Origin of the sequence: Konateibacter massiliensis (genome assembly GCF_900184995.1) — a bacterium.
Lineage (GTDB): Bacteria > Bacillota > Clostridia > Lachnospirales > Lachnospiraceae > Lachnotalea > Lachnotalea massiliensis.
The window spans coordinates 508,678-532,492 of the sequence record NZ_LT860099.1 but is presented as its reverse complement, the minus strand read 5'-3'; the positions used below and the strand labels follow the sequence as shown (position 1 = coordinate 532,492).

At 39.4% G+C, this 23,815-nt stretch carries 25 protein-coding genes; 4 read left to right on the top strand and 21 right to left on the bottom strand.

The window, feature by feature from the left end:
* Positions 1 to 16: 16 nt before the first annotated feature.
* The 11 genes from ruvA to CTY48_RS19855 all read right to left on the bottom strand — a co-directional run bounded on the left by ruvA (position 17) and on the right by CTY48_RS19855 (position 6,406).
* On the bottom strand, positions 17 to 634 hold the full coding sequence (ruvA, locus tag CTY48_RS08245; protein WP_099468028.1) for a Holliday junction branch migration protein RuvA: 618 nt from the start codon (positions 632 to 634) through the stop codon (positions 17 to 19).
* Positions 635 to 654: 20 nt separating this feature from the next.
* Positions 655 to 1,020 (bottom strand): NusG domain II-containing protein, encoded by a 366-nt coding sequence (locus CTY48_RS08240; RefSeq protein WP_099468027.1) that lies wholly within the window; start codon positions 1,018 to 1,020, stop codon positions 655 to 657.
* On the bottom strand, positions 1,020 to 1,283 hold the full coding sequence (locus tag CTY48_RS08235; protein ID WP_099468026.1) for a glyoxalase: 264 nt from the start codon (positions 1,281 to 1,283) through the stop codon (positions 1,020 to 1,022). Before CTY48_RS08235 ends, CTY48_RS08240 begins: the two co-directional genes overlap by 1 nt.
* Before the next feature lie 18 nt (positions 1,284 to 1,301).
* On the bottom strand, positions 1,302 to 2,096 hold the full coding sequence (locus CTY48_RS08230; protein ID WP_099468025.1) for a Cof-type HAD-IIB family hydrolase: 795 nt from the start codon (positions 2,094 to 2,096) through the stop codon (positions 1,302 to 1,304).
* Between the two features lie 44 nt (positions 2,097 to 2,140).
* A complete protein-coding gene (locus tag CTY48_RS08225; protein WP_099468024.1) occupies positions 2,141 to 2,926 on the bottom strand; it encodes an HAD family hydrolase in 786 nt (261 codons plus the stop codon).
* The gene (locus tag CTY48_RS08220; protein WP_099468023.1) at positions 2,923 to 3,582 is read right to left on the bottom strand and encodes an HAD family hydrolase; all 660 of its coding nucleotides are present in this window, start codon (positions 3,580 to 3,582) and stop codon (positions 2,923 to 2,925) included. Before CTY48_RS08220 ends, CTY48_RS08225 begins: the two co-directional genes overlap by 4 nt.
* 12 nt (positions 3,583 to 3,594) lie before the next feature.
* A complete protein-coding gene (locus tag CTY48_RS08215) occupies positions 3,595 to 4,179 on the bottom strand; it encodes a Maf family protein (RefSeq protein ID WP_099468022.1) in 585 nt (194 codons plus the stop codon).
* A 20-nt stretch (positions 4,180 to 4,199) separates the two neighbouring features.
* Positions 4,200 to 5,009 (bottom strand): Cof-type HAD-IIB family hydrolase, encoded by an 810-nt coding sequence (locus tag CTY48_RS08210; RefSeq protein WP_099468021.1) that lies wholly within the window; start codon positions 5,007 to 5,009, stop codon positions 4,200 to 4,202.
* A 187-nt stretch (positions 5,010 to 5,196) separates the two neighbouring features.
* Positions 5,197 to 5,676, bottom strand: coding sequence for a 23S rRNA (pseudouridine(1915)-N(3))-methyltransferase RlmH (gene rlmH, locus CTY48_RS08205; RefSeq protein WP_099468020.1), 480 nt, complete (start codon positions 5,674 to 5,676; stop codon positions 5,197 to 5,199).
* Positions 5,677 to 5,681: 5 nt separating this feature from the next.
* Positions 5,682 to 6,035, bottom strand: coding sequence for a hypothetical protein (locus CTY48_RS19860; protein ID WP_236354831.1), 354 nt, complete (start codon positions 6,033 to 6,035; stop codon positions 5,682 to 5,684).
* 44 nt (positions 6,036 to 6,079) lie between these two features.
* Positions 6,080 to 6,406 carry an alpha/beta hydrolase-fold protein gene (locus tag CTY48_RS19855; RefSeq protein WP_236354828.1) on the bottom strand — a complete coding sequence of 109 codons (327 nt, stop codon included), beginning with the start codon at positions 6,404 to 6,406 and terminating at the stop codon, positions 6,080 to 6,082.
* Positions 6,407 to 6,613: 207 nt separating this feature from the next.
* On the opposite strand from CTY48_RS19855, the gene CTY48_RS08195 reads away from it, so the two are divergent.
* Complete coding sequence (locus CTY48_RS08195) at positions 6,614 to 7,300, top strand: hypothetical protein (RefSeq protein ID WP_099468019.1); 687 nt, start codon at positions 6,614 to 6,616, stop codon at positions 7,298 to 7,300.
* Between the two features lie 171 nt (positions 7,301 to 7,471).
* Complete coding sequence (gene tnpA / locus CTY48_RS08190) at positions 7,472 to 7,945, top strand: IS200/IS605 family transposase (RefSeq protein WP_099466475.1); 474 nt, start codon at positions 7,472 to 7,474, stop codon at positions 7,943 to 7,945.
* A gap of 221 nt (positions 7,946 to 8,166) precedes the next feature.
* Here the strand turns inward: tnpA and CTY48_RS08185 are convergent, their stop codons facing one another.
* From CTY48_RS08185 to CTY48_RS08170, 3 genes are all read right to left on the bottom strand, one after another.
* The gene (locus CTY48_RS08185; RefSeq protein WP_099468018.1) at positions 8,167 to 8,652 is read right to left on the bottom strand and encodes a zinc ribbon domain-containing protein; all 486 of its coding nucleotides are present in this window, start codon (positions 8,650 to 8,652) and stop codon (positions 8,167 to 8,169) included.
* Between the two features lie 139 nt (positions 8,653 to 8,791).
* Positions 8,792 to 9,304 (bottom strand): DUF1653 domain-containing protein, encoded by a 513-nt coding sequence (locus CTY48_RS08180; RefSeq protein ID WP_099468017.1) that lies wholly within the window; start codon positions 9,302 to 9,304, stop codon positions 8,792 to 8,794.
* 1,079 nt (positions 9,305 to 10,383) lie between these two features.
* The gene (locus CTY48_RS08170; RefSeq protein ID WP_099468016.1) at positions 10,384 to 12,282 is read right to left on the bottom strand and encodes a hypothetical protein; all 1,899 of its coding nucleotides are present in this window, start codon (positions 12,280 to 12,282) and stop codon (positions 10,384 to 10,386) included.
* A 278-nt stretch (positions 12,283 to 12,560) separates the two neighbouring features.
* Between CTY48_RS08170 and CTY48_RS08165 the strand changes: the two genes are divergently transcribed.
* Complete coding sequence (locus tag CTY48_RS08165; protein WP_099468015.1) at positions 12,561 to 14,474, top strand: ABC-F family ATP-binding cassette domain-containing protein; 1,914 nt, start codon at positions 12,561 to 12,563, stop codon at positions 14,472 to 14,474.
* A gap of 65 nt (positions 14,475 to 14,539) precedes the next feature.
* On the opposite strand, the gene CTY48_RS08160 is transcribed toward CTY48_RS08165, so the two are convergent.
* From CTY48_RS08160 to CTY48_RS08145, 4 genes are all read right to left on the bottom strand, one after another.
* Positions 14,540 to 15,598, bottom strand: a complete 1,059-nt coding sequence (locus tag CTY48_RS08160; RefSeq protein WP_099468014.1) for an ABC transporter permease — start codon at positions 15,596 to 15,598, stop codon at positions 14,540 to 14,542.
* The gene (locus CTY48_RS08155) at positions 15,591 to 16,334 is read right to left on the bottom strand and encodes an ABC transporter ATP-binding protein (protein ID WP_099468013.1); all 744 of its coding nucleotides are present in this window, start codon (positions 16,332 to 16,334) and stop codon (positions 15,591 to 15,593) included. The genes CTY48_RS08160 and CTY48_RS08155 overlap by 8 nt, the downstream gene beginning before the upstream one ends.
* Positions 16,335 to 16,419: 85 nt before the next feature.
* Positions 16,420 to 17,805, bottom strand: a complete 1,386-nt coding sequence (gene gltA / locus CTY48_RS08150; protein ID WP_180272683.1) for an NADPH-dependent glutamate synthase — start codon at positions 17,803 to 17,805, stop codon at positions 16,420 to 16,422.
* Positions 17,805 to 18,695 (bottom strand): sulfide/dihydroorotate dehydrogenase-like FAD/NAD-binding protein, encoded by an 891-nt coding sequence (locus CTY48_RS08145; protein ID WP_099468011.1) that lies wholly within the window; start codon positions 18,693 to 18,695, stop codon positions 17,805 to 17,807. The genes gltA and CTY48_RS08145 overlap by 1 nt, the downstream gene beginning before the upstream one ends.
* A 332-nt stretch (positions 18,696 to 19,027) precedes the next feature.
* Between CTY48_RS08145 and CTY48_RS08140 the strand changes: the two genes are divergently transcribed.
* A complete protein-coding gene (locus CTY48_RS08140) occupies positions 19,028 to 19,603 on the top strand; it encodes a xanthine phosphoribosyltransferase (RefSeq protein ID WP_099468010.1) in 576 nt (191 codons plus the stop codon).
* A 72-nt stretch (positions 19,604 to 19,675) separates the two neighbouring features.
* Here CTY48_RS08140 and CTY48_RS08135 read toward each other — a convergent pair whose 3' ends face one another.
* From CTY48_RS08135 to CTY48_RS08125, 3 genes are all read right to left on the bottom strand, one after another.
* The gene (locus tag CTY48_RS08135) at positions 19,676 to 21,109 is read right to left on the bottom strand and encodes a chitobiase/beta-hexosaminidase C-terminal domain-containing protein (RefSeq protein WP_099468009.1); all 1,434 of its coding nucleotides are present in this window, start codon (positions 21,107 to 21,109) and stop codon (positions 19,676 to 19,678) included.
* A gap of 16 nt (positions 21,110 to 21,125) precedes the next feature.
* A complete protein-coding gene (folD, locus tag CTY48_RS08130; protein WP_099468008.1) occupies positions 21,126 to 21,968 on the bottom strand; it encodes a bifunctional methylenetetrahydrofolate dehydrogenase/methenyltetrahydrofolate cyclohydrolase FolD in 843 nt (280 codons plus the stop codon).
* 165 nt (positions 21,969 to 22,133) lie between these two features.
* Positions 22,134 to 23,804, bottom strand: a complete 1,671-nt coding sequence (locus tag CTY48_RS08125; RefSeq protein ID WP_099468007.1) for a formate--tetrahydrofolate ligase — start codon at positions 23,802 to 23,804, stop codon at positions 22,134 to 22,136.
* Positions 23,805 to 23,815 lie beyond the last annotated feature (11 nt).

Here is a 23,815-nt window from a genome sequence, read left to right as displayed (position 1 = left end):
ACTCAATCCTTTATCTTTATAAAAATGTCAGCTTTTTCAACGCTGCCTTTAAAATTGTCTCCGAATCCATATCCTCTGTAATATCCGCTTCCTTCACGGCACGAAGTGCCTCGGAATTGGAATATCCAAGAGCGGTGAGGGCAAGCACAGCTTCTCCCTTTGCATCACCCCTGCCGTCAATACCTTGTGCGACAGCCTGATTGTTCTCAAGTCTTTGCTCAAAAGCATCCTCAAGCTTTAATTTATCCTTCAACTCAATAATAAGCCTCTGTGCGGTCTTGGAGCCGACGCCAGGTGCCTTCGATATAGTCTTGACATCGTCGGATAAAACAGCAAAACGTATATCATCTGCCGATAATACTGACAAAATTCCAAGAGCGCCCTTCGGTCCAATACCAGACACGCCGATTAGCAGCTTAAATACATTCAAGTCATCCTTTGTCATAAAGCCAAATAAATTGATGGCATCCTCACGCACATGCATGTAAGTATATATCTTAATCCGCTCGCCTGCTCTTGGAAGGTTTGCAGCAGTCTGACCCGAAATTCTTATATTGTACCCAATTTCATTGGACTCAAGTATTAATAAATCCTCTTCTACTTCCACTACTTCGCCCTTTATATATGACAGCATGTCCCATTCCTCCGTCGCTTTTATTTTGCTATTGCGTCCACTTCACTTTCTTCCCCGTTTTTCACGGTAACGACCACCTTATGCGGCAGGCAGGTGATTGTCTCACCTGTTTTGCTTATGGCTGGCTGCTGGTTTACGCATAATTCATCCGGGCAATCTGCCTCCATCATCTTCGCCTTGTTATCTTTGATGACAAGCACGTTTATGCCGCCATTACTCTTAATTTCAATTTCCGCCTCTTTATTAAGTGGATACACGCCATACTCTTGTCCTTCCACGGTCACCACAACCTCTGCCCCTTCCTTTGCCGTAAGCTGAAAAAAAGCAAAGCCGATTATGGCGAGTACGACTACAATCCCAATTAATATGATATCATTTTTCTTCATTAGCTCTCCACTACCAAATATCTTCCACTTGGCAATTTAATTACCTCAATGGAATCCTCTATATCCTGCAAAGACATACCCTGTATATCAAGGCCCAGCTCGTCCCAGTATTCCATAATTTCTTTCGGGGAACCCAGCACAACTGCCATGCACTCCTCCAAAAATTCATCTGCTTCCTCTAATGTCTCTGCGACTTTTTCTTTATATATCTTATCCTGCACCTTTAAAAATGTGGTAAGACATTCTTCATCAAACTGATACATAGGTGTACTCCTTATCCTTTATAATAATTTTTTCAGCTCTGTCAAAACACCGTCCTCTAAGTAAGAGCCTGCAATGTGCTTTGCAATCGCCTTTAATTCTTCTCTTGCCGTCGCTACTGCGTAGCTTTCTCCTGCATTGCTCAACATTCCGATATCATTGATATTATCACCAAACGCCATTGTCTCTTCCCGGCTGATGGAAAGTGCTTTTTGTATTGTAGACAATGCCTCTCCCTTATCAACACTGCTGTCCATAAAGTCTAGCCACTCAGCTCCTGCCATCACAACCTTTAACCTATTCCTCCACTTAGGAATCAGCTTGTTGTCAGCTATATCTCGGATACCGTCTGCTTTGTAAAGTGCAATTTTAATAACATCCAAATCTTCCTTTAAAACATCATCAACCTGCTTGACATTGTTGCGGTAGCCGTTGACAAGCACATCATAAAATTCCTCGTCCTTCGTCTCGATATAAAGACATTCTGGAGTGGATACAGTGAGATAGAGCTTTTCGGACTCAAATCCCCTTGCTTCTATCACAAGTTCCTTCACAATCTCCTTGTCCATATTGGATTTAAACATTTCAACACCGCGGCATTTGATATAAGCACCGTTTTCAGCGATAAATATCATATTCTCATGAATGGGATCAAACAGTCTTCTAATACTTGGATACTGTCTGCCGCTTGCCGCTGCAAACACAGCGCCTTTTTCCTTCAGCTCCATTATCACATCAAAAATTTCAGGATTGATATCGGCAGAGCCGTCTTTTACAAGTGTTCCGTCAATATCAGTTGCAATCAATTTTATCATATCTTGTATTATCCTTTCTGCGTTTCCTCCCCCTTTTGCTTTTGTTACCGAATTTTACCGCTTATGATATCCGCCAAAACCGGCTCCACCCTGTCAGAAGAAAACTTGCATAGGTCTATGATATCTTTTTTGCCGCCCTTCATGGCATAGCTGTAGCCTGCATTGGAAAGCATTTCCACATCGTTGTAGTTGTCACCGAATGCCATTGTCTCCTCCGGCAAAATACCAAAGTGCTTTTGCAGCACCTTCATCGCGTTTCCTTTATTTGTGTCAAGGGAAATCATGTCAAGCCATGCCGTTCCTGATGTCACTACCGTAACCTTATCGCCCCATTTTTCCCTGAAATACTCCTCAGAATTATCAATTCCTTCTCTCTCGTAGACGGATATTTTTAAGTAATCCTCCGTCACATTTAAAATGTCTTTTATGATTGTCACATTATTTTTTACAATATACTGCATCCTATGCGCATACTCGTTTGTCTTTGGCTCAAGGTAGGACGTATTCATGCCGGACAGAAGTATTTCACAACCATCACGATCGCGGATATCAACAAGAATTTCCTCTCCCAGCTCTTTATCGATAATAGATTTGTATAGAATCTGCCCTTTATAAACAACAAGTGCTCCGTTCTCACAAATATATGCTATTTCATCCTTAACCGGCTCAAACAATCGCTGCAGATTGGCGTACTGCCTGCCGCTTGCTGCCACGAAGATGATGCCCATTTCCTTTAACTTTTTTATGTACGGTACGACCTGCTCACTCAGACTTTGTGCTTCGTTTTGCAACAGAGTGCCGTCTAAATCACTTGCTATCAGCTTAATCATTGTATATCCTCTATCTCTAATAATTCCAACGGGGAATCGATAATCAGGTCCGCATAATTCTCCTCTAATTCCTGACGGTCCCGAAAGCCCCATGTAACACCTACCGTAAACATATTTGCCGATTTGCCTGTAATCATATCTGTATTGGTATCCCCGATATAAATGCATTCGTTCGTCAGTAAGCCAAATTCATCGGCAATAATCAATGCACCATCGGGGCTTGGCTTTCGCTTGATATGCTTGGATTGTCCCATAATGATATCAAAGTAATCCTTGCCGAACAACGACTCAATTACATCTACCGTGCGCTTATGCGGCTTGTTAGAAAGCACTGCAATTTTTATATTTTTATCCTTCAGCTCCTTCAAAAGCTCTGGTATTCCCTCATAAGGTTTTACCTTATACATGCAGTCCTTCTCAAAAATCTCTTTATAGCGCTGCTTTACCTGCTCAAAACATCTTAAGTTTTCATCACCGGCAGCAATCAGACCTCTCTCAAGCATTTTATCTGCGCCATCTCCTGCAAAAAGCTTATAAGCCTCCACAGGATTTGGCTCAAAACCACATTCCTGTATTGCACGGTTGGCACTATACGCTATCGATTCGACGGTATCGGCAAGCGTTCCGTCCAAGTCAAAAATACACCCTTTATACATTTACAAAACCTCCTAATATGTCAGAAGGTTTATACCTTCTGAAGCTAATGTCTGATACAGCAGAGCCGTTGGAAGCCCCACTATTGTGTTATAATCCCCTTTTATTTCCTTGATAAAAATTGCTGATTTTCCTTGTATTCCGTAGGCACCTGCTTTGTCCATAGGCTCCTTGCTGTCAATATAGTTATAAATTTCTTCATCTGTCATGGAATAAAAGGTTACATCGGTAGCAGAATAAAAGGAATATATTCTTTCTGTCCCTGCCTTTTTCTCAATTACCGTTACTCCTGTGTAAGCCTGATGTGCTGTTCCCTCCAACAGTTTCAGCATGCGGTAAGCATCTTCCCTGTTCTTTGGTTTTCCAAGAATCTGATTATCCTTTGCCACAATGGTATCTGCTCCAATAATAAGAGCGTTCTCATGCCGTGCAGCCACATCAACTGCTTTTTGATTGGAAAGTGACAATACAACCTTTGCAGGGTCTGTATCCTCTATCACTTCCTCGCAGGTGCTTGGATCAATAATGAATGTAACTCCGATTTTTTCCAGTAATTCTTTGCGTCTTGGTGAAGATGACGCGAGTACGATTTGACTCATTTGTTTCTCCTTTTTATGAATTAAGGCAGCATAAACTTATCAATTACATGCGCTACGCCGTCTTCGTCGTTTGACAAGGTAATATAGTCTGCCGCTTCTCTTATTTCTTTTTGAGCATTTGCCATCGCAACACCCTTCCCTGCATATTGTATCATAGTCAGGTCATTATATCCATCGCCGCAGCTAATCATCTGCTCTCTTGACATATGAAGGGTATCCAAAAGCTTTTCAAGGGAATGTGCTTTATCGATATGCAGAGGCATAATCTCCAAGAAAAACGGCTCAGAGCGATAAATGCTCAGCTTATCTCCAAAACGCGCCTTCATTCTCTTTTCTACTTCCGCCAGATAAACAGGCTCGCCTGTTATAAGGCATTTATTGATTGGATAGTCGACATAGGAAATAAAATCCTCTACCTTCTTTATCGGCATATGGTTTATTTTACTTTCCTTTTCCATATATTCATCTATCTCGCTTGCCGTTATAATGGAGGTATCATCATAGGTAACAATTCCAACCTTCTCCTCCACTGCGGCCTCGTATACCTGTGAAAGCATTTCGGGCGGAAGGGTATTCTGGAAAATAACATCTCCTGTTTGGCAGTTGATTACTTTTGCTCCGTTAAAGGACAGGATATATCCGCCGAATTCTTCTAGCTTTAATTCTTTTGCAATCGGCAGTATTCCTGGAGTCGGTCTTCCTGATGCAAGCACGACGTGATGTCCTCTCGCCTGAATTGCCTTGATTGCCTCCTTGGTTGTCTGTGATATTTCTTTTTTTGAGTTTGTCAAAGTTCCATCGATGTCCAGAACAAGCATTTCGTATGCCATAATTTCCTCCGTTGTATAGTAAGAACTGATTTGTTTTTTTGCACTAACGCTACTATTATACCATAAATACTAAGCTCGTGAAATACCTCGCTAAGGATTTAGGTATTATATCTTTCTAAGCTCGAAAATACCTCGCCAAGCGCGATTATTATACCATGATTTCAAATATTGTTACAAGTTTTATACTTTATTTATGATAAGGCTCATTGTGACTAATCCGATAGGCGCGATAGATTTGTTCCAGAAGAATTACTCTCATAAGCTGATGCGGAAAGGTCATCTTGGAAAAACTCAGTTTGTAGTCTGCCCTCGCTAAAACTATTTTGTCTAGTCCGAGAGAACCTCCAATAAGGAAGATGATATGGCTTTGTCCGCTAACACCGAGCTGCTCTATCCTTTGAGAAAGTTCAACCGAATCTAACATGTTTCCTTCAATTGCAAGTGCGATCACATATGCCTGCTCGGGAATATATTTGAGAAGCCGCTCCGCTTCTTTTGCCCTGATGATGTCCTCCATCGCCGCACTTGCATTGTCGGGAGTTTTTTCATCCGCCACTTCAATAATCTCAAGCTTACAATATCGGCTTAAACGTTTTGTATATTCTTCAATTGCCCCTGTAAAATATTTTTCTTTTATTTTTCCTACTGTCAATAATGTTATTTTCATTTGCTTCAATCCTTCATCAAAAATTCCAGTGCCGTCGTGTATCTGGAAATCATGTTATCATGATGGCCGTAATCATCCCACAGCATTTCCACCCTGTCGTTTCCAAGTCTTTTTTGAAAAATTTCACAGGATAATTGTGTGCACTTTGTCGTATCCTTTTGGATGGTACTCTTTCCTTCGCCCTCTCTTCTGCCTGCAAGGAGAAGAAGGTTTATATCCTTATTTATTATATGCTCCGTTTCAATAAACGAAAGCCATTTATCATACCACTGGGAGGCACATAGGCTTGCTATTTTTCCGTAATCGTCGTTTCTGAAGATGGAGTACAGACAAATCAGTGCGCCAAGGGAATGTCCCATGATTTTTTTATCTTCCTTTGCATTGCTTACCCGGAATTCCTCTGCTATAAAACGTGAAAAATCATGCCTAAAAATTCCAAGTAGTTATCCCCTTTTCCGCCAAAGTCCGGGAAACGGTCACTGTTTGCCCTTGCAGACCAAGGTGTATATTCATCCAGCCTGTTTTCAGGCGTGATTGCCACGATAACATGCTCCTTTAATATGGTATTCGCTTCTATGTCAACCATTATTTTGGAAAACAGCTTTTGGAAGGTATCGCCGTCTTGCACATAAATGACAGGATATATTTTATCAGATGTATCGTAGTGGTCCGGCAGGTAGACGGCAAGCTCACGATTTAATATTGTCTTGTTTAAAATTTTGCCTTTCATATCAGCCTTTCTTTTTTGGTTTAACATAATATATTTATGTAAACCTTTGCTTTTGTTTCTTTATTCTTGTATATTTCCTAGCCTTTAGTATACTATACTATTCGAAAAAATTTAATTATTTTTTACAATTTAGTGGAAAATGTTGAAATGCAGAACCAAATTATGCTACTATTCATATATTAGCATGAAAATAAAAGGAGAATAATTATGGCTTGGTGTCCCAAATGCAGAAATGAATATGTAGATGGTGTTACGATTTGTGAGGATTGCAAGGAAGAGCTTGTGGAATCCTTGGAAGAATATGACAAAGCAATTATGGAGGAAAAATCCCTCTATCATTCTGAGATAATCGCAGGGGAAATTCCTGATTATGAGGAAACAGAGGAGCATTATGGGGAAGAAGGAAACAGTCTTACCAAGAGCACTCCTGTCTATATGAAGAAGGAGGACAAATACAAAGATACCCTCTCTTCCGCTTATACACTTTTACTTGTCGGCTTTGGCGGACTGGCAGTGCTCCTTCTGGTGATTACAGATATTATTAACCTGCACCTTGCTTCTCCGGGCAAATATATTACTTACAGCGGCATTGGAATTATGCTGATTGCTTTCATCATAATCGGCTTCGCTTCGTTAAAATCTTCTAAACGGCTTGCAAAAGAGGCAGAAAGCGAAAATCAATTGACCGATGATATTCTGGTGTGGTTTGGGAAAAACATTACTTCTGAACTGACCGACAATGAAATCACAGACGATATGCAGGAAGAGGAAAAGTATTTTAAACGTATAGATAATATCAAAGCGATTGTGAAAAAAGCTTACGGGGAGCTTGATGAGGATTATCTGGATAAAATTTCTGAGGATATTTATCAGGAGCAGTTTAAGGGAGAATAATAAAACAGGCACTTAAAGTGCCTGTTTTACTTTTTTGTATAAACAGAAAAAATAAACCTCCGGCTATGCCGGTGGTCCCACGGTTTTGCTTTAGCTTCAAGCAAAAAACCTCCTATGTTATAATAATTGCGGGTTTAGCCAACCACAAAAAAGACATAGGAGGTATCCAAAATGGATATGAATAGTTTAGCCCATACTAAATGGGAATGCAAGTATCATTTGGTATTTGCACCAAAATACAGAAGACAGATAGTATATGGAAAAATTAAAGCAGATATTGCTCAAATATTAAGTACATTATGTAAGCGTAAAGGAATAGAGATAATGGAAGCAGAATGTTGTGTGGATCATATTCACATGTTAGTTAGAATACCACCCAAATATAGTGTGTCTGAAATAATGGGATATCTAAAAGGAAAAAGTTCACTGATGATATTTGAAAGACATGCTAATCTAAAATATAAGTATGGAAATCGCCATTTTTGGTGTAGAGGATATTATGTAGATACGGTAGGAAAAAATACAAAGAAGATACAAGAATATATTGCAAATCAATTGAAAGAAGATCATGAATCGGATCAAATGACATTGAATGAATATATAGACCCGTTCACGGGTGAGCCAGTACAAAAAAGCAAGAAGTAGTCCCTGAAAGGGAAGCTAGGGAATAAAGCTATAATGAAAGGCTCAAGGAGCTTGCAGGAGTAAGGAGGCAATAAAAAAGGCCCTTTAGGGCTGCCTGAGAAGGAAGTGCGGTTGGCAAAACCATCAGGCGCCTCCGGGCGCAAGCAGGGAATAGACCCTTACAGGGTCAGAGCAAGCCACCGGCTAAGCCGGTGGTCTTGACTTTTATATTTTTTTCATATCTATTCTTGTGTTTCAGAAGAAGGCTTTTCTAAATTCTCTTCTTCTACAACCTCTGCTTCCACAAATTCTGGTTTTTCTTCCGCTGTTTCATTTGCAGCTTCCTCTGTTCCATCTTCCTCATTCACTATTTCAAACTGAGAACCGCAAGAGGAACAAAATATTGCATCGTAAGATACCTCTGCTCCGCATTTTGGGCAGACCTTGCAATTTTTTAATAACTGTATTTCACTTTTAATTCTGGCAATTTCATCAAGCGCTTCTGTAATCACTTCGCATTCTGCCCCAAATTCACTTGAAGTGTCCTGCTTGTGCTGCTCATAGTATTTCTGACCAATTTCCAAATAAGTTCTTCTGATAATGTCTTCCTGTGTACCGATTTTACCGTTTAAACTTGTTATCTCTGCTACCTGCTTTGCTTTTTTTGCAACATCCTTGCTTTTTGCTGAAATAGTTTCACCCAGTTTATCAAAATCGAAAAATGCCATAATTCTTCCTCCTTTGGATTTAAAATTAAGTTGCTATTATATTAATAGTTACTTTTGACACTGTAATTATATATAGGAATAAACTACTAAAATTATAGTATATTTTTACAGTATAATCAAGTTTTATCGAAATACAAATTTACCTCATTCTATTATCTTCAAAGTGGACAAACGTCATCAGGCAGTTCTTAATTTCCTCAAATTTTTCTTTCAGATTTTCACTGTCCACTGTGATATCCAAAGACATTGCAATATCATTTAGCAGGCGGTCATCCAACTTATCTTTCATCATCATAAATTTGTCCAGCTTTTCTTCATAGGTGCTGCATTCCAAAAAATCCAATAACAGCGGAGAAATTTCGCCTTCCTCCAAATCCGGTGAAGACGCCGGGAGAATTTCTGTCATAGCTATGCCAGAGCCTACTGTACATTTTTCAAAACGGTATTTTTGTTTAACCTCTGGATACTTTATGTGGTCTACTTCACTTACAAACATCTGATAAGGTCTCACATACACCTTAAAATCATCATATAACGCCTGATATACAACCATCTTTTCCCTTGTCTCAGAATCCGTCGCAATTGCTATAATCTGATATAATTTATTTTTAAAATGCTTATAAAATTCTCCCTGCCTTACTTCTCGTTCCATATAAATTCCTCACTTTATCTGTGTATTTTGGATTCGGATACCTGTATCATCAAAATAATCAGTTATCATTCTGTTATTGTACCATACTTTACAGTATTATTAAAGACCTCTAATTGCCTGATTTCACTGAGAATTTTAAGTTTTAAAACCCTAAAGTTTTATAAAAAATATATTGTTTAGTAATAACTCAAAAACAAAAGTTGTATTGTTGAATGCGACGTTTATACATACGATAATTTACAATATCTTGCTATCAATATTTTGTGTTTCTTCTATGAAATATAATAAGTAAATTATTTTTGTAGGCTATCTTCATTGGGTAAATTAAAGCAGCAGGATGTTGGTTATACCGATAGCCTCCATTTTATTCTTACCTTGCGATTTGTCTTATATTTGTCTATTTAATAAATCAATAGAAGTTTATTATTTTATATAAATTGGTGTACAATAGTTGTTAAAAATATAATGTGTGGTCGTTACTACATCAATGATGAAACCAGTGCAGAAATTAAAAAAAATTGTTTGAAATATTTACAAGTACAGGCGTGGCGAGTTTTTCCCTTCAAGCAAAGAACCAATTATATAATTGAAGGTGAATTGTGCCAATGTAGATTTTCCAATTTTAAAAATATGAGAGTATTATATATTCTCCTTTGAAACAGCTTTTGAAAAGCGACTATTTCGCAATAGCTCGCTAAATAGTCGCTGCCTTATTCCAGTATTTGGTTTCTTTGAATAAAATAGTAAAAGAAAACGAATTTATATATATCCTAAACCTCTTTAGTTAACTTCAAGTTTTCTTTAAATCGTTTTACCGAATAATAATTTCTCATATATATATTAAATCTACTATATAATTTGAATAAATTAGACTTCATAACTCCAAATATAACAGCCGAACATAAAGAAACTAAACCAGCNCAGCCAATCAAACCAAGCTCCTTGTGGTCATGATAGTACTGGATGCAATCCAATTTAAATTGTTTGTCATAGTTCTTCGGCATAATGAGACCCTCCATGATTCAGTACAAGTATTGTACCATAATTTTTTATATTGGAATTTCTCATTTTGACTTGTACTATTTAAATTCTAACATCACTATTACTTTTATAAAAGAAGTTAAATTTGAAAATGTTGGGGTAACTTGTAATATAACAGTAATAAATGCAAATATAGCAAAGGATATAGGAGCAAAAGTATTAATCATTCGCTTTGTGGCTTTATCGGCAAGTTCTTCAATCTCTTTTTGCACTGCATTTTGTGTTACTAGTTCTTTTTCCTTCTCGTGTTCTAATGACTTTATAATCTTGTATTGTTCATCTTTCTCATTTACCAAACTATTAATTTGTAATTCTTTTTCTTTAATAGTTTCAACAAATGGTTTTTGTATGTCCGCCTTAATATCCTCTAATAATTGTTCAAGAATATCATCTTTAAAAGCCATTTCTTCATTTAGTGTAAGATTTTGTAAATAATTCTTTTCATAAGCATATTTACGTATAAGCAAATAGTCCCCATTTTCAATTCCTTTTTCGTTTTGTAGCTTTTTCAATTCATTTGAAAACTTTTCCATAACCTCTCTAGAAAGAGTTGTGGCTACACTGCAGTCTGCTATTAATTTTAATTTACTAACACTTTCGATTTTATTAGCAGGAGTACTTAACCAAACCATAGTCCCTAAATAATAATCTGTAATACATGGTGCTTTGTGATTTTTTCCATCCCACCAATATTCTGATGTAAATTTTCGACTAACATAAGCAAGTGTGGAATTATTGGTTATAAATAAATATCCTAAACGGCTATATGATTTTGATGATTTTGTCCCCCAAAGCTTAATAATATTCTCAACAGAACGGATATCATAATCTATTGAATTTTTATTCCTAATCACATCATATTGTGGATTATTTTGAGTATATGCATCAACTAATTTTTTTTCTAGTTTAATTATATCAATTTGTGAACTTTTATTTAAAATTTGATAATATTCATTATTATCTATTTCAATTCCTATGTCTAGTAATTTTCCTTCCAATGTTGATTTATATAGTTCTACTTGAGTTTTACTAAATTTTTTCTTTACAAAATTTAATAATGCAGGATTAGCATATATTGGATTATAAGCAGCATTATCAATCCAATTAGCACAATCTGAAATAATCCCAGAAATTTCATCTAATGTGTGTTGAAAAATCATTAACGTTGGATTAATAGTTAATTTAAAATTATCAAACATTTCTTTATATGCAAGTTGCAATTCTTCTGTTTGAAGTCCAAGTAATCTCAGTACAATAGGAGTATCTAAATAAATTGTTAATCCAGATAATTCTTTTGTTCTAGTTTCCACTGGTTCATCAAAAGTTAGAGCTGTTGTTATAAGATAAGACATAGATAATTTACGAATAGTCTCAAATAATAAAAAGTTTGTAGAAATCGTTGATTGAATAAACTCCCCCATCAAATACAAATTTTTATTTGATAAAAATTTTTCATTATTAGCACTATCATATTCTCTACTTGAGACTGCTTGAGGTGAGTATTCATCAAGAAAATTAATAAAAATATCTACTGCCTCACTTTGATCAATAGTAATATTATGTTTATTTAGGACGAACTCTATAAATCCACTAAGTATAATTTGTATTTGATTATTGCTTTCACTTTGCCCACTTAAGAAAGATATTTTTTGCATTTCTGATACAACAGGTAAAAATCTTCCATCTTGTGAATGAATAATTAAACCTGTGGATACTGCTTTTGAAAGAATGGATTGCATCGGTGCTCTTGGAACACTAATCCCATACTCCTCTTTAAAATCTTGCACAATAATACCTAAATCTATAAATTCGTATTCCTTTTTAATAACAAGAGTTGCAATAAATGGTAAAAATGTTGATAAATAATCTTGTGATAACAACTGTGTCTCTATAAGTGCAAGACTTGTCAATGTTTTTAAGTTATTTGAATTCCTCATTTTAATTTACTCCTCCTTAATATAATAAATATTATAATTAGTATAAAATTATATTACACTATTTTACAAATTCAATCAATTATAATTCTAGGTTTGTTTAGAAATTCTCTCTTTGACTTGTAAAGCATTGCTCCACCTCCAAACTTGTCAAAATCAACGCAATAAACGTCTCACTTAACGATTTAATTTCAAGCTAGGTAATTGCAATTTATTGTATTTCCTGTATAATAATACTGGGTTATATTGCGTTATTCATACAGACAGAAAGGATATTTACTATGGTTTTAGCATGTCAAAATATATCAAAAGCCTTTGGAACGGAAGAAATACTGAAAGAAGTTTCCTTTCATATCAATGACAGGGAAAAGGCTGCTATTGTTGGAATTAACGGGGCGGGAAAAACCACCCTGCTTAAAATAATTATGAACCAGCTTCCGCCTGATTCGGGGGAAGTTATTTTAGCAAAAGGAAAATCGATTGGCTATTTGGCGCAGCATCAGGATTTGTCAACCTCCCGTACCATTTATGAGGAAATTTTGGAGACAAAGGCTGATGTGATTCAGCTTGAAAATAAAATCCGGACGCTGGAGGAGGAAATGCGCTCGAAGGAAGGCGCCGAGCTTACCGAGATGCTCAACTCCTACAACAGAGCTGTTCATGAATTTGACTTAAAAAACGGTTATGCCTATAAAAGTGAGGTAACCGGAATTTTAAAGGGCTTGGGCTTTTCGGAGCAGGACTTTGACAAGCTTGTCAGTTCTTTGTCCGGCGGGCAAAAAACACGTGTATCTCTTGGTAAGCTTCTTGTTTCGAAACCGGACATTATTTTGCTCGATGAGCCGACCAACCATTTGGATATGGAGTCAATTGCATGGTTGGAAACCTTCCTGTTAAACTATAGCGGTGCTGTTGTTATTGTGGCGCATGACCGCTATTTTCTTGATAAGGTTGTCTCCAAAATTATCGAGCTTGACTCTGGAAACGGAAAAGTCTTTTCCGGCAACTACACGGCTTACGCCGAAAAAAGGGCTGCTGTCCGTGAGGCTGAAATCAAAGCCTATATAAACCAGCAACGCGAAATCAAGCATCAGGAAGAGGTCATTGCAAGGTTGAAATCCTTCAACCGCGAAAAGTCCATCAAACGCGCAGAAAGCCGCGAAAAAATGCTTGCCAAAATCGACGTGCTAGACAAGCCGACAGAGATTAATGACAAGATGAATATTCAACTGGAGCCGCAGGTCATAAGCGGAAATGATGTACTAGATGTAGAGGGACTTTCTAAGGCGTTTCCTCCTCTCTCACTCTTTGAAAATATTAATTTTGATATCAAGCGCGGCGAGCGGATTGCCTTAATTGGTAACAACGGAACCGGCAAAACGACCATTCTTAAGATTATTAATGGCATTATCTCTGCTGATAAGGGGGAAATCAAGCTAGGCTCCAAGGTGAAAATCGGCTACTATGATCAGGAACATAATGTGTTAAATAAGGACAAGACACTGTTTGAAGAAATCTCTGATGCCTATCCGAATTTGACAAACACCCAGATTCGAAATGTGCTGGCTGCTTTCCTTTTTACGAATGACGATGTGTTTAAGCGGATTAAGGATTTAAGCGGTGGTGAACGCGGGCGCGTGTCTCTGGCAAAGCTTATGCTTTCGGAAGCAAACTTTTTGATTCTCGATGAGCCGACCAACCATTTGGACATCACCTCAAAGGAAATTTTGGAATCTGCCTTAAACAGCTATACCGGCACTGTTTTATTTGTCTCCCACGACCGTTATTTTATCAATAAAACAGCTACAAGAATACTAGATTTAACACATAACACGCTTGTCAATTACATTGGAAATTACGACTATTATATGGAAAAACGCGAGGAGTTGACAAAGATATATGCCGGCTCGAACGTTGCTGTTGAAGCTGCTTCGTCTGAGGACAATGCCTCCAAGCTGGACTGGAAACAGCAAAAGGAAGAACAGGCAAGAAATCGAAAACGTGAAAATGAGCTCGCCAAAACTGAAAAGAGAATCCATGAGTTGGAGGAGCGAAATTCCGTGATTGATGACTTGATTGTCCAGCCTGATATTTGCACGAACGTGGCAAAGCTTGTGGAATTAAATAATGAAAAGACAGCAATTGAAGAGGAATTGCTGGAGCTTTATGAAAAGTGGGAGGAACTGGCACAGTAATCCGTCCCCAATATAACAACAGGTTTTCTATGATAACTAAAATTCATAGAAAACCTGTTGTTTCCTTATATGCTCCTCTGTCTTCTTAAAAAAGAAATATTGAGCAACATAAAAATTGCAGAAAAGCCTAGTATCGCAAGTAAATCCAACCAGATAGTTTCGATACCATTTCCGTGAAGCATCACCTCACGGAGCGCATCGACTGAATAGGTGAGCGGCATGAATTTGCTAAAGACCTCCCAGCCGGAAGTCAGATCAAATAATCCGCAAAGAAAAATCTGCGGAATAATGACAATCGGAATAAACTGCACCATCTGAAATTCACTGGAAGCCAGGCAGGAAATCGACATTCCTAGCGTTAATGCCATAAGAGCGGTCAAAAGGTTGATAAGAAGCACATACCAAATGCTTCCAACCACAGTCACGTTCAGCACATACACAACAAACAGTGTTAAAATTACAGTTTGAAGCAGCGCAAGAATACTAAAGCCTATCACATAGCCAACGACAATTTCTCCTCGTCTAATTGGCGTAGAAAGCATTTTTTCCAAAGTTCCCGAGCTTCGTTCTCCTAAAAAGTTAATGCCGCCAATCAAAAATACAAAAAAGAAAATGATAATTCCAATCATTGGCGTACCAAAGTTGTCAAAGTTGCTTGTATTCTCGGAACCATAGATATAGTTTGTTGCAACCGCAGCCTCTGACAGTGCAATCGGAGAATTTGCCCGCAAAGTGAGGTTTAGAGAGCTTTTAATTACTGCGATAACCTGTTTTGCGGTTGTAGTGTTTGTCCCGTCCAGATAAACGTCTATACTTGCAAGGTCATCTGACACATAAACAGCCGCCGCAATCTCTTCTGCTTTTATAGCATCTATCGCATTTTCCCTATCCGCTTCGGAAAAATCTATGCTTTCTACTGAAATATCTTCGTTTTCCGTCAATTGCGTGACATAAGACTCCGGTGCCGAAATAATACCGATCTTATAAGTCACATCATCGTTACCTAGTATAGAGTATATCATGACAAGTACGATAATCGGCGCAAATAAAATAAGTGCCATTGTCCTCTTGTCATGCCGAAGCTGCGCTACAATGCGAAAAGCAAGCGTATTGATTCTATTCATTTACACCACCCCTTTTTGCGTTGCTAAAAAATATAAACGCCTCATCAAATGTGTCTGCTCCCGCCGTATGCTTTAATTCAGCCGCCGTACCTGTTGCCAAAATCTGTCCGTTTCGCATCATGGCAAGTTCATGACAGCGCTCAGCCTCATCCATAACATGGGTGGTGACAAGAATGGTAACTCCTTGCTCAGAAAGTGAATATAACTCAGACCAGATATCCTGTCTCAGCAACGGATCGATTCCCACGGTAGGCTCATCCAAAATCAATACCTTAGGATTTGGAAGCAGTGCAATGCCAAGCGAAAGTCTCTGCTTCATTCCGCCCGAATAATTGTCAGCCCTTCTTTGCAGATCATCTGTCAAATTAACCAAAGCAGCCACATGAGAGATACGCTCATTTAATTCTTTTCCTTTCAATCCGTACAGTCTGCCAAAAAATTTGAGGTTTTCATATCCGGTAAGAGTCGGATAAAGTGCTGCCGCCTGCGCCATATAACCAATCTGTCCCATAATTTCCAGGGAAGGCATCCTCTGATTGTTTACCATTACCGTTCCCTTATCAGGCGTTAAGATACCGGAAATAATCTTTACGAGTGTTGTCTTTCCACAGCCAGACGGACCGAGCAGCCCATATATTTTTCCTTCTGGGATTGCTAATGATACCTCATACAATACTTGGCGTTTCCCATAGCTTTTATTGATAGAATCTGCCCAAATCCCATATGCTTTTTCCATTGTGCTCCTCCTTTCAGTAAAAAAGTGTAAAGAAGGACCGCCGTCAATAAACCTTGACAGCAGCCCTTTTCTTTTGGATTAAAACTTATTTATCCTTTAAATATTCAATAATACCTTTCGCTCCAACCTTACCGGCCTCCATTGCAAGAATTACCGTAGCAGCACCTGTTACGGCGTCACCGCCTGCATAAACGCCTTCTTTGGTCGTCTTTCCATGCTCTTCGTCGGCAACGATACACTGCCATTTGTTTACCTCTAAACCGTCGGTTGTAGAAGAAATCAATGGGTTTGGAGAGGTTCCAAGTGACATGATAACGGTATCCAAGTCGATTACGAATTCAGAGCCCTTTACCTCAACCGGTCTTCTTCTTCCAGAAGCGTCCGCCTCGCCAAGCTCCATCTTCACACATTTCATTCCCTTAACCCAGCCGTTCTCATTTACAAGAATTTCAATCGGGTTGGTCAGAAGGTCAAAGATGATGCCTTCTTCTTTTGCGTGATGAACTTCTTCGACTCTCGCCGGAAGTTCTTCCTCACTTCTTCTATATACAATATGCACCTCAGCGCCCAAGCGGAGTGCTGTTCTTGCAGCGTCCATTGCAACGTTTCCGCCGCCGACTACCGCTACCTTGGTTCCGGCAAGAATTGGTGTGTCATAGCCCTGTACAAACGCCTTCATCAGGTTGTTTCTGGTCAAATATTCATTTGCAGAGAATACACCGTTTGCATTTTCGCCTGGAATTCCCATAAATTTAGGAAGTCCGGCACCGGAACCGATAAATACAGCATCAAAACCTTCTTCGTTTAACAGCTCATCGATTGTTGTAGATTTACCGATTACTACGTTTGTCTCAATCTTAACACCTAATTTTCTAACGTTGTCAATTTCATACTTAACAACAGTTTCCTTTGGAAGACGAAACTCTGGGATACCATATACCAAAACTCCGCCCGGCTCATGAAGTGCCTCGAAAATGGTTACGTCAAAGCCTTCTTTTGCCAAATCCCCTGCACAGGTAAGTCCTGCCGGACCGGAACCGATAACTGCTACCTTTTTGCCGTTTGCAGGCTTTGGAGCTTCCGGTTCAATGTTGTTTTCTCTTGACCAGTCAGCCACAAATCTCTCAAGCTTACCGATGGAAACCGGCTCACCCTTGATTCCTCTGATACATACACCTTCACACTGTGACTCTTGCGGGCATACACGTCCACAGACAGCCGGAAGTGCAGATGACTTACCGATAATCTTAGCCGCTTCCTCAATCTCTCCCGCTTTTACCTGCTGAATAAATGCAGGGATATCGATAGAAACCGGACAGCCGACAATACATTTTGCATTTTTACAGTTTAAGCAACGAATTGCCTCCTCCATTGCTTCCTCTTTGTTATATCCTAAACAAACCTCTTCAAAGTTTGCAGCTCTTACCTTTGGATCCTGCTCTCTTACAGGTACTTTCTTTAATACATCCATTATTCGTCACCTCCGCATTCACCGCATCCGCCATGATGGGTTTCGCCCTCTTCCAGCTTTAAGACAGCTCGTCCTTCGTCAGATTTGTACATCTGCTGTCTCTTCATTGCCTCGTCAAAGTTGATCAAATGTCCGTCAAACTCAGGACCGTCTACACAGGCAAATTTAACCTGTCCACCAACGGTAACACGACAGGCACCACACATACCTGTACCGTCAACCATAATTGGGTTCAAGCTGACAATCGTAGGGATTTCGAGTTCCTTTGTTAATAAACTAACAAATTTCATCATAATCATCGGTCCGATTGCAACGACTACATCATATTTTTTGCCCTGATTTTGAACCAAGTCCTTTAAAACATCAGTAACTAACCCTTTTCTCTCATAGGAACCGTCATCTGTCGTTATATATAAATTAGCGGCAACTGCCTTCATTTCCTCTTCTAAGATAAGCATATCCTTTGATTTGCTTCCCACAATAACATCGGCTTCAATTCCGTTCTCATGCAGCCACTTTACCTGTGGATATACCGGTGCTGTTCCAACTCCACCCGCTACAAACAGCATTTTTTTGTTCTTTAACTCTTCGATGTTCTCGTCAAGAAACTCAGAAGGACATCCAAGCGGACCTGAAAAATCTCTGAAGCTATCACCTACACCAAGCTCAGCCATTCTCTGGGTTGATGCTCCTAAGGTTTGGAACACGATGGTAATAGTTCCTGCTTCTCTATCATAGTCACATATTGTGAGCGGAATACGTTCCCCCTTCTCATCCAGCTTTACAATAACAAATTGTCCCGGTTTACAGGAATGTGCAACTCTTTTTGCCTCAACTTCCATAAGATAGATATTCTTAGCAAGTTCTTCGGCTTTCACTATTTTATACATAGAAATCCTCCTTCTTAGATACTATATATATGATAATTCATTATCGCAAAAATTTCAATATTGACTTTCAGTTAATGTTAATATATTAACTATATTTACCAATTCGACTAAATTCTCAGCAAAACATTACAATTCTTAGTGAGGTATTCCACGAGCTTAGAATTTATGGTATCTTTGCTCACGCTTAGCGAGGTTCTTTCGAGCTTAGCAAGACATATACCTAAATTCTTAGTGAGGTATTCCACGAGCTTAGAATTTATGGTATAATCTCCATAACAATGAAACAGCCAAACTGATTTTTCATTGAATGACGAAAATAATGGAGTGATGGTATGAGACTATTAGAAGAAAGAATTTGTGAAGAAGGCAAGGTATTAGGTGATGATATCCTTAAGGTGGACGGTTTTATCAATCAGCAGGTAGACCCCCAGTTGATGCTGGAAATCGGCAAAGAATTTGCCAATCATTTTAAGGACAGAGGTATTACAAAAATTGCCACGATAGAAAGCTCAGGGATTGCCCCGGCACTCATGACCGCTATGGAAATGGAAGTTCCTCTGATTATTATGAAAAAATCTCCGTCTAAGGTATTGAAAACAGACTTTTATAACACAGAGGTAGTTTCTTTTACAAAAGGCACCAGCTATGAATTAACCGTATCAAAGTCTCATATTAGCGAAGAGGATCACGTACTTATTATTGATGATTTTCTTGCAAACGGAGAAGCATCCACCGGGGCTATCCGTCTTATCCGCAAAGCCAATGCCACTATTGCAGGGCTTGGTATCTTAATTGAGAAATCCTTTCAGCCTGGAAGAGAAAAATTGGAGGAAGCTAAAGTGGAGGTTTATTCCTTGGCACGCATCGCTTCCCTAATAGGCGGAAACATTCAATTTAAACAAAACTAGTTACAAAAAAGAAGTCCTTCGCTTTCAAAAAGCTGAGGACTTCTTTTTTTCCGAGAACAAAGCGGATAAGTATCAAAACGGTTCTAAATCATAGCCGTTCGCCGGATTGACAACCGCATGGAACGTCTCTGCTGTCTGCACATCAAAGGCATACTTATCCTTGCCGTAAATCTTATTTCCGTTTGAATCTGTTCCATATACCTTTTCAAAAGCATAGAGGCTGTAACCGCCAATCTCAATTGCTGCATGACATTCCAATGAGAAGGCTCCTCTCTCATCGACAAGCTCATCTCCAAGTCTCTGTATCAGAATATCATATGCCTGATCAACTGTAAAAATGGCATCAAGCTGAAGATTATAGCTGCCTTTGATGGTGTTGCTCTCAATCCCGTTTCCGTCAATTGCAACCGCGGATATGGTACTCTGTCCAAGCGGCATGTCAAGGGCTCTCGTATACGGCATGGATTCCTCCGTCGGAGTGCTTCCGTCCAATGTATAATATACCTTGCAGTTTTCAGGTACTATAATCGAAATAGCTGCCGGCAAGGTATAAGTGCCGGATGCCAGATTGATTATGGGGTTATCCGGTACGGTGGAATTGACCGTATATTTCTGAATATTTTCAATACTATAACTTCCGTTTTCCCCGATAAATATTGCCCGGACTGTTGTGCTTCCGCTTCTAAGTCTTATCTGTCCGGAATATATATTTGCCTGTTTGGTAGGCTTTGTTCCGTCAACGGTATAATAAATTTCTCCCTTTCCTTTTGAGGTCAGTTCCACAGAAATATATTTGTCATATGTTCCGCCCTCGACACTAAATACCGGGCGGTTTTCATAAAAATCTCCCAATGCTTCTGCCAAGTTGCTTCCCTTTAAATCCGTCACAAATCCATTTAACTCGTCCATATAATTATAATCGGAATAGATTTCAATCAATTGCTTTGCCACCTTACCGTTTTCAGGATCAAACTTCAAAGCCTCCTTCAAACAGTCAATAGCATTTTCAATCTCATTTAAGCCGATATATGCCTCCGCCATCAAAAGACGTGCATTCATGTCGCTGCTCTTTATGAAAAGCGCTTTTTCCAAATAAATACAGGCACCTTGATAGTCTTCCTCTTCCACACATTTTTCTGCCAAATGATATTGGTATTCAAATGAATTTTTGTGTCTCGCCCATAAAGAAAATGCCGTAACTGCAATGATAACAGTAAGTATCATCACCCCGATAAACACTTTCGAAAAAGTGATTTTTCTCTTCTTCTTTGTCTTTTTTTTATGTAAATCGGTTTCCTTATCCTTCTGACTAGGCTTTATCGGTACGATTTCCTTCGTAACCCCTGTACTATCTGATATTATTTCGCTCTGCTGTGCCTGTGCAATGTTTTGTATCACAATCTCTTCCACAGGATTGTAGTCAGGAACAATTTGAACTTCCTTGCCGCAATGCAGACAAAATAAATCGCTCTCCTTTAGTTCAGCACCGCATTTAGTGCAAACCATAATTTTTTCCTCATTTCTAAAAATTTAATGCTGATTCCACGCAATTATTCATTAACATCGCAATGGTCATCGGACCGACCCCACCCGGTACCGGAGTGATGGCGCTTACCTTATGAATGACTCCCTCATAGTCAACATCACCGCATAATTTATTGTTCTCATCACGGTGAATACCCACATCAATCACAACAGCGCCTTTCTTTACATAATCCGCTGTGATAAACTGAGGCTTGCCGATTGCCACAACCAAAATATCTGCCCGCCTTGCAACCTCTTTTAAATCCTTCGTCCTAGAATGGGCAATGGTGACGGTTCCGTTTTCAGCAAGCAGCAATAAGGACATCGGTTTCCCGACAATATTACTTCTTCCTATCACAACGCACTCTTTTCCTGCAATCTCAATGTTTGAACGCTTTAAAAGCTGGATAATTCCTGCCGGTGTGCAGGATACAAAACCTTTCTCTCCAATACACAAGGCACCCACATTTTGTGGATGGAAGCCGTCTACATCCTTTTCAGGAACGATAGCGTTTATAATTTTATCCTCTTTTATATGAGACGGCAATGGCAATTGAACCAAAATCCCGTTTACCACAGGATTGTCGTTTAAATCGTAAATCAGCTTTAAGAGCTCAGTCTCCGAAATGGTTTCCTCCAGCTCATAGGAAAGAGAATTGATTCCGATATAAGCACATGCCTTCTTCTTATTATTGACATAAACACTGGAGGCAGGGTCCTTTCCCACCTGAATAACTGCCAGTGAAATTTCTTTTCCCTCTTCCTTTAATGCTGAAACCTTCTCCTTCAGCTCATCCTTAATCTGCTGTGATATTAACTTTCCGTCAATGATTTGTGCCATTGTAGTTCGTCCTTTCCGTTTTGTCAAAGCGGATATTCGTAATCCGCTACGCTGCTTACTCATAACCTTATTACCACTTCGTGGTATTTCAGTAGGTGCCTGAGCACCTACTGAAACAAGCAATTTACACCCCCGCTTGAAGAAGCGGGGTCTTCCTTGATAAGATTAAAATAATCCTGTAATTACACCGTTTTCATCTACATCAATCCTGTTTGCCGCAGGTACCTTCGGAAGCCCCGGCATCGTCATAATGGCGCCTGTCAAAACAACGACAAAGCCTGCTCCTGCCGATACATATACATCCCTCACATGGATGTCAAACCCTGTCGGTCTTCCAAGCAAAGATGCATCATCCGATAAGGAATACTGATTTTTTGCCATACAAACCGGAAGATTTCCAAAGCCTAGCGCCTCAATACGCGCAAGCGCTTTGTTAGCCTGTGAATCATAGGTTACTTTATCTGCACCGTAAATTTCAACGGCAACCTTGCTTATTTTTTCCTTTAAGGACAGATTATCCTCGTAAATCGGCTTGAAATCACTCTGCTTTGTCTCCAATGTTTCAAGCACCTTCTTCGCAAGCTCAATGCCGCCCTCTCCGCCGTGCTCCCAAACCTTTGACAGGGCAAATTCACAACCCTTTTCTTCGCAAAATGCTTTGATATACTCATATTCTTTCTCCGTGTCAGTGACAAAAGAGTTTAGCGTCACAACAACCGGAACTTGATATTTTTGCAGATTCTCAATGTGTTTTTCTAAATTCACAATACCTTTTTTCAACGCTTCGAGATTCTCCTCTGATAAATCAGCCTTCGCGACACCGCCGTTATATTTTAAAGCACGAACGGTTGCCACCAAAACAACAGCATCCGGCTTTAAATCCGCTTTCCGGCATTTTATATCGAAGAACTTCTCCGCTCCTAAATCAGCTCCAAAGCCCGCCTCCGTCACAACGATATCTGCGAGCTTTAATGCGGTTCTCGTGGCTCTCACACTGTTGCAGCCGTGCGCAATATTCGCAAACGGTCCTCCGTGTATCAAAGCAGGTGTGTGCTCCAATGTCTGAATCAGATTCGGCTTCATCGCATCCTTTAACAATGCCGCCATTGCGCCTGTAGCCTGTAATTCGTTCGCTGTAACCGGCTCTCCCTTAATATTATATGCGACGATGATTCGTCCTAATCTCTCCTTTAAATCCTTCATATCCTCTGCGAGACATAGGATTGCCATAATCTCAGATGCCACCGTGATAACAAAGTGATCTTCTCTTACCACACCATCCATCTTATTTCCAAGACCGACTACAGTGTTTCTAAGGACGCGGTCATTCATATCGACACACCGCTTCCACACAACCTGTCTTGTGTCAATATTCAGTTCATTTCCTTGCTGGATATGGTTGTCCAACAATGCTGCAAGCAGATTATTGGCGGAGGTTATTGCATGAAAATCTCCCGTAAAATGAAGATTTAAATCCTCCATCGGCACAACCTGTGCATAACCGCCTCCGGCAGCGCCGCCCTTTACACCAAAGCATGGACCAAGAGATGGCTCACGAAGCGCAATAACCGCCTTTTTATTGAGCTTTCCAAGTGCCTGACCAAGTCCTACCGTGGTCGTTGTCTTTCCCTCTCCGGCAGGGGTAGGATTGATGGCTGTCACCAATACCAGCTTGCCGTCTTTGTTTCCTTTTATTTTATCCCATAAATCGTCCGACAATTTAGCCTTATATTTTCCGTATAGCTCCAAATCATCTTCCGCAATCTCTAATGTTTTGGCAACTTCCTTAATATGAATCATCTGTGCATCCTGTGCGATCTGTATATCTGTTTTCATATTCTTCCTCC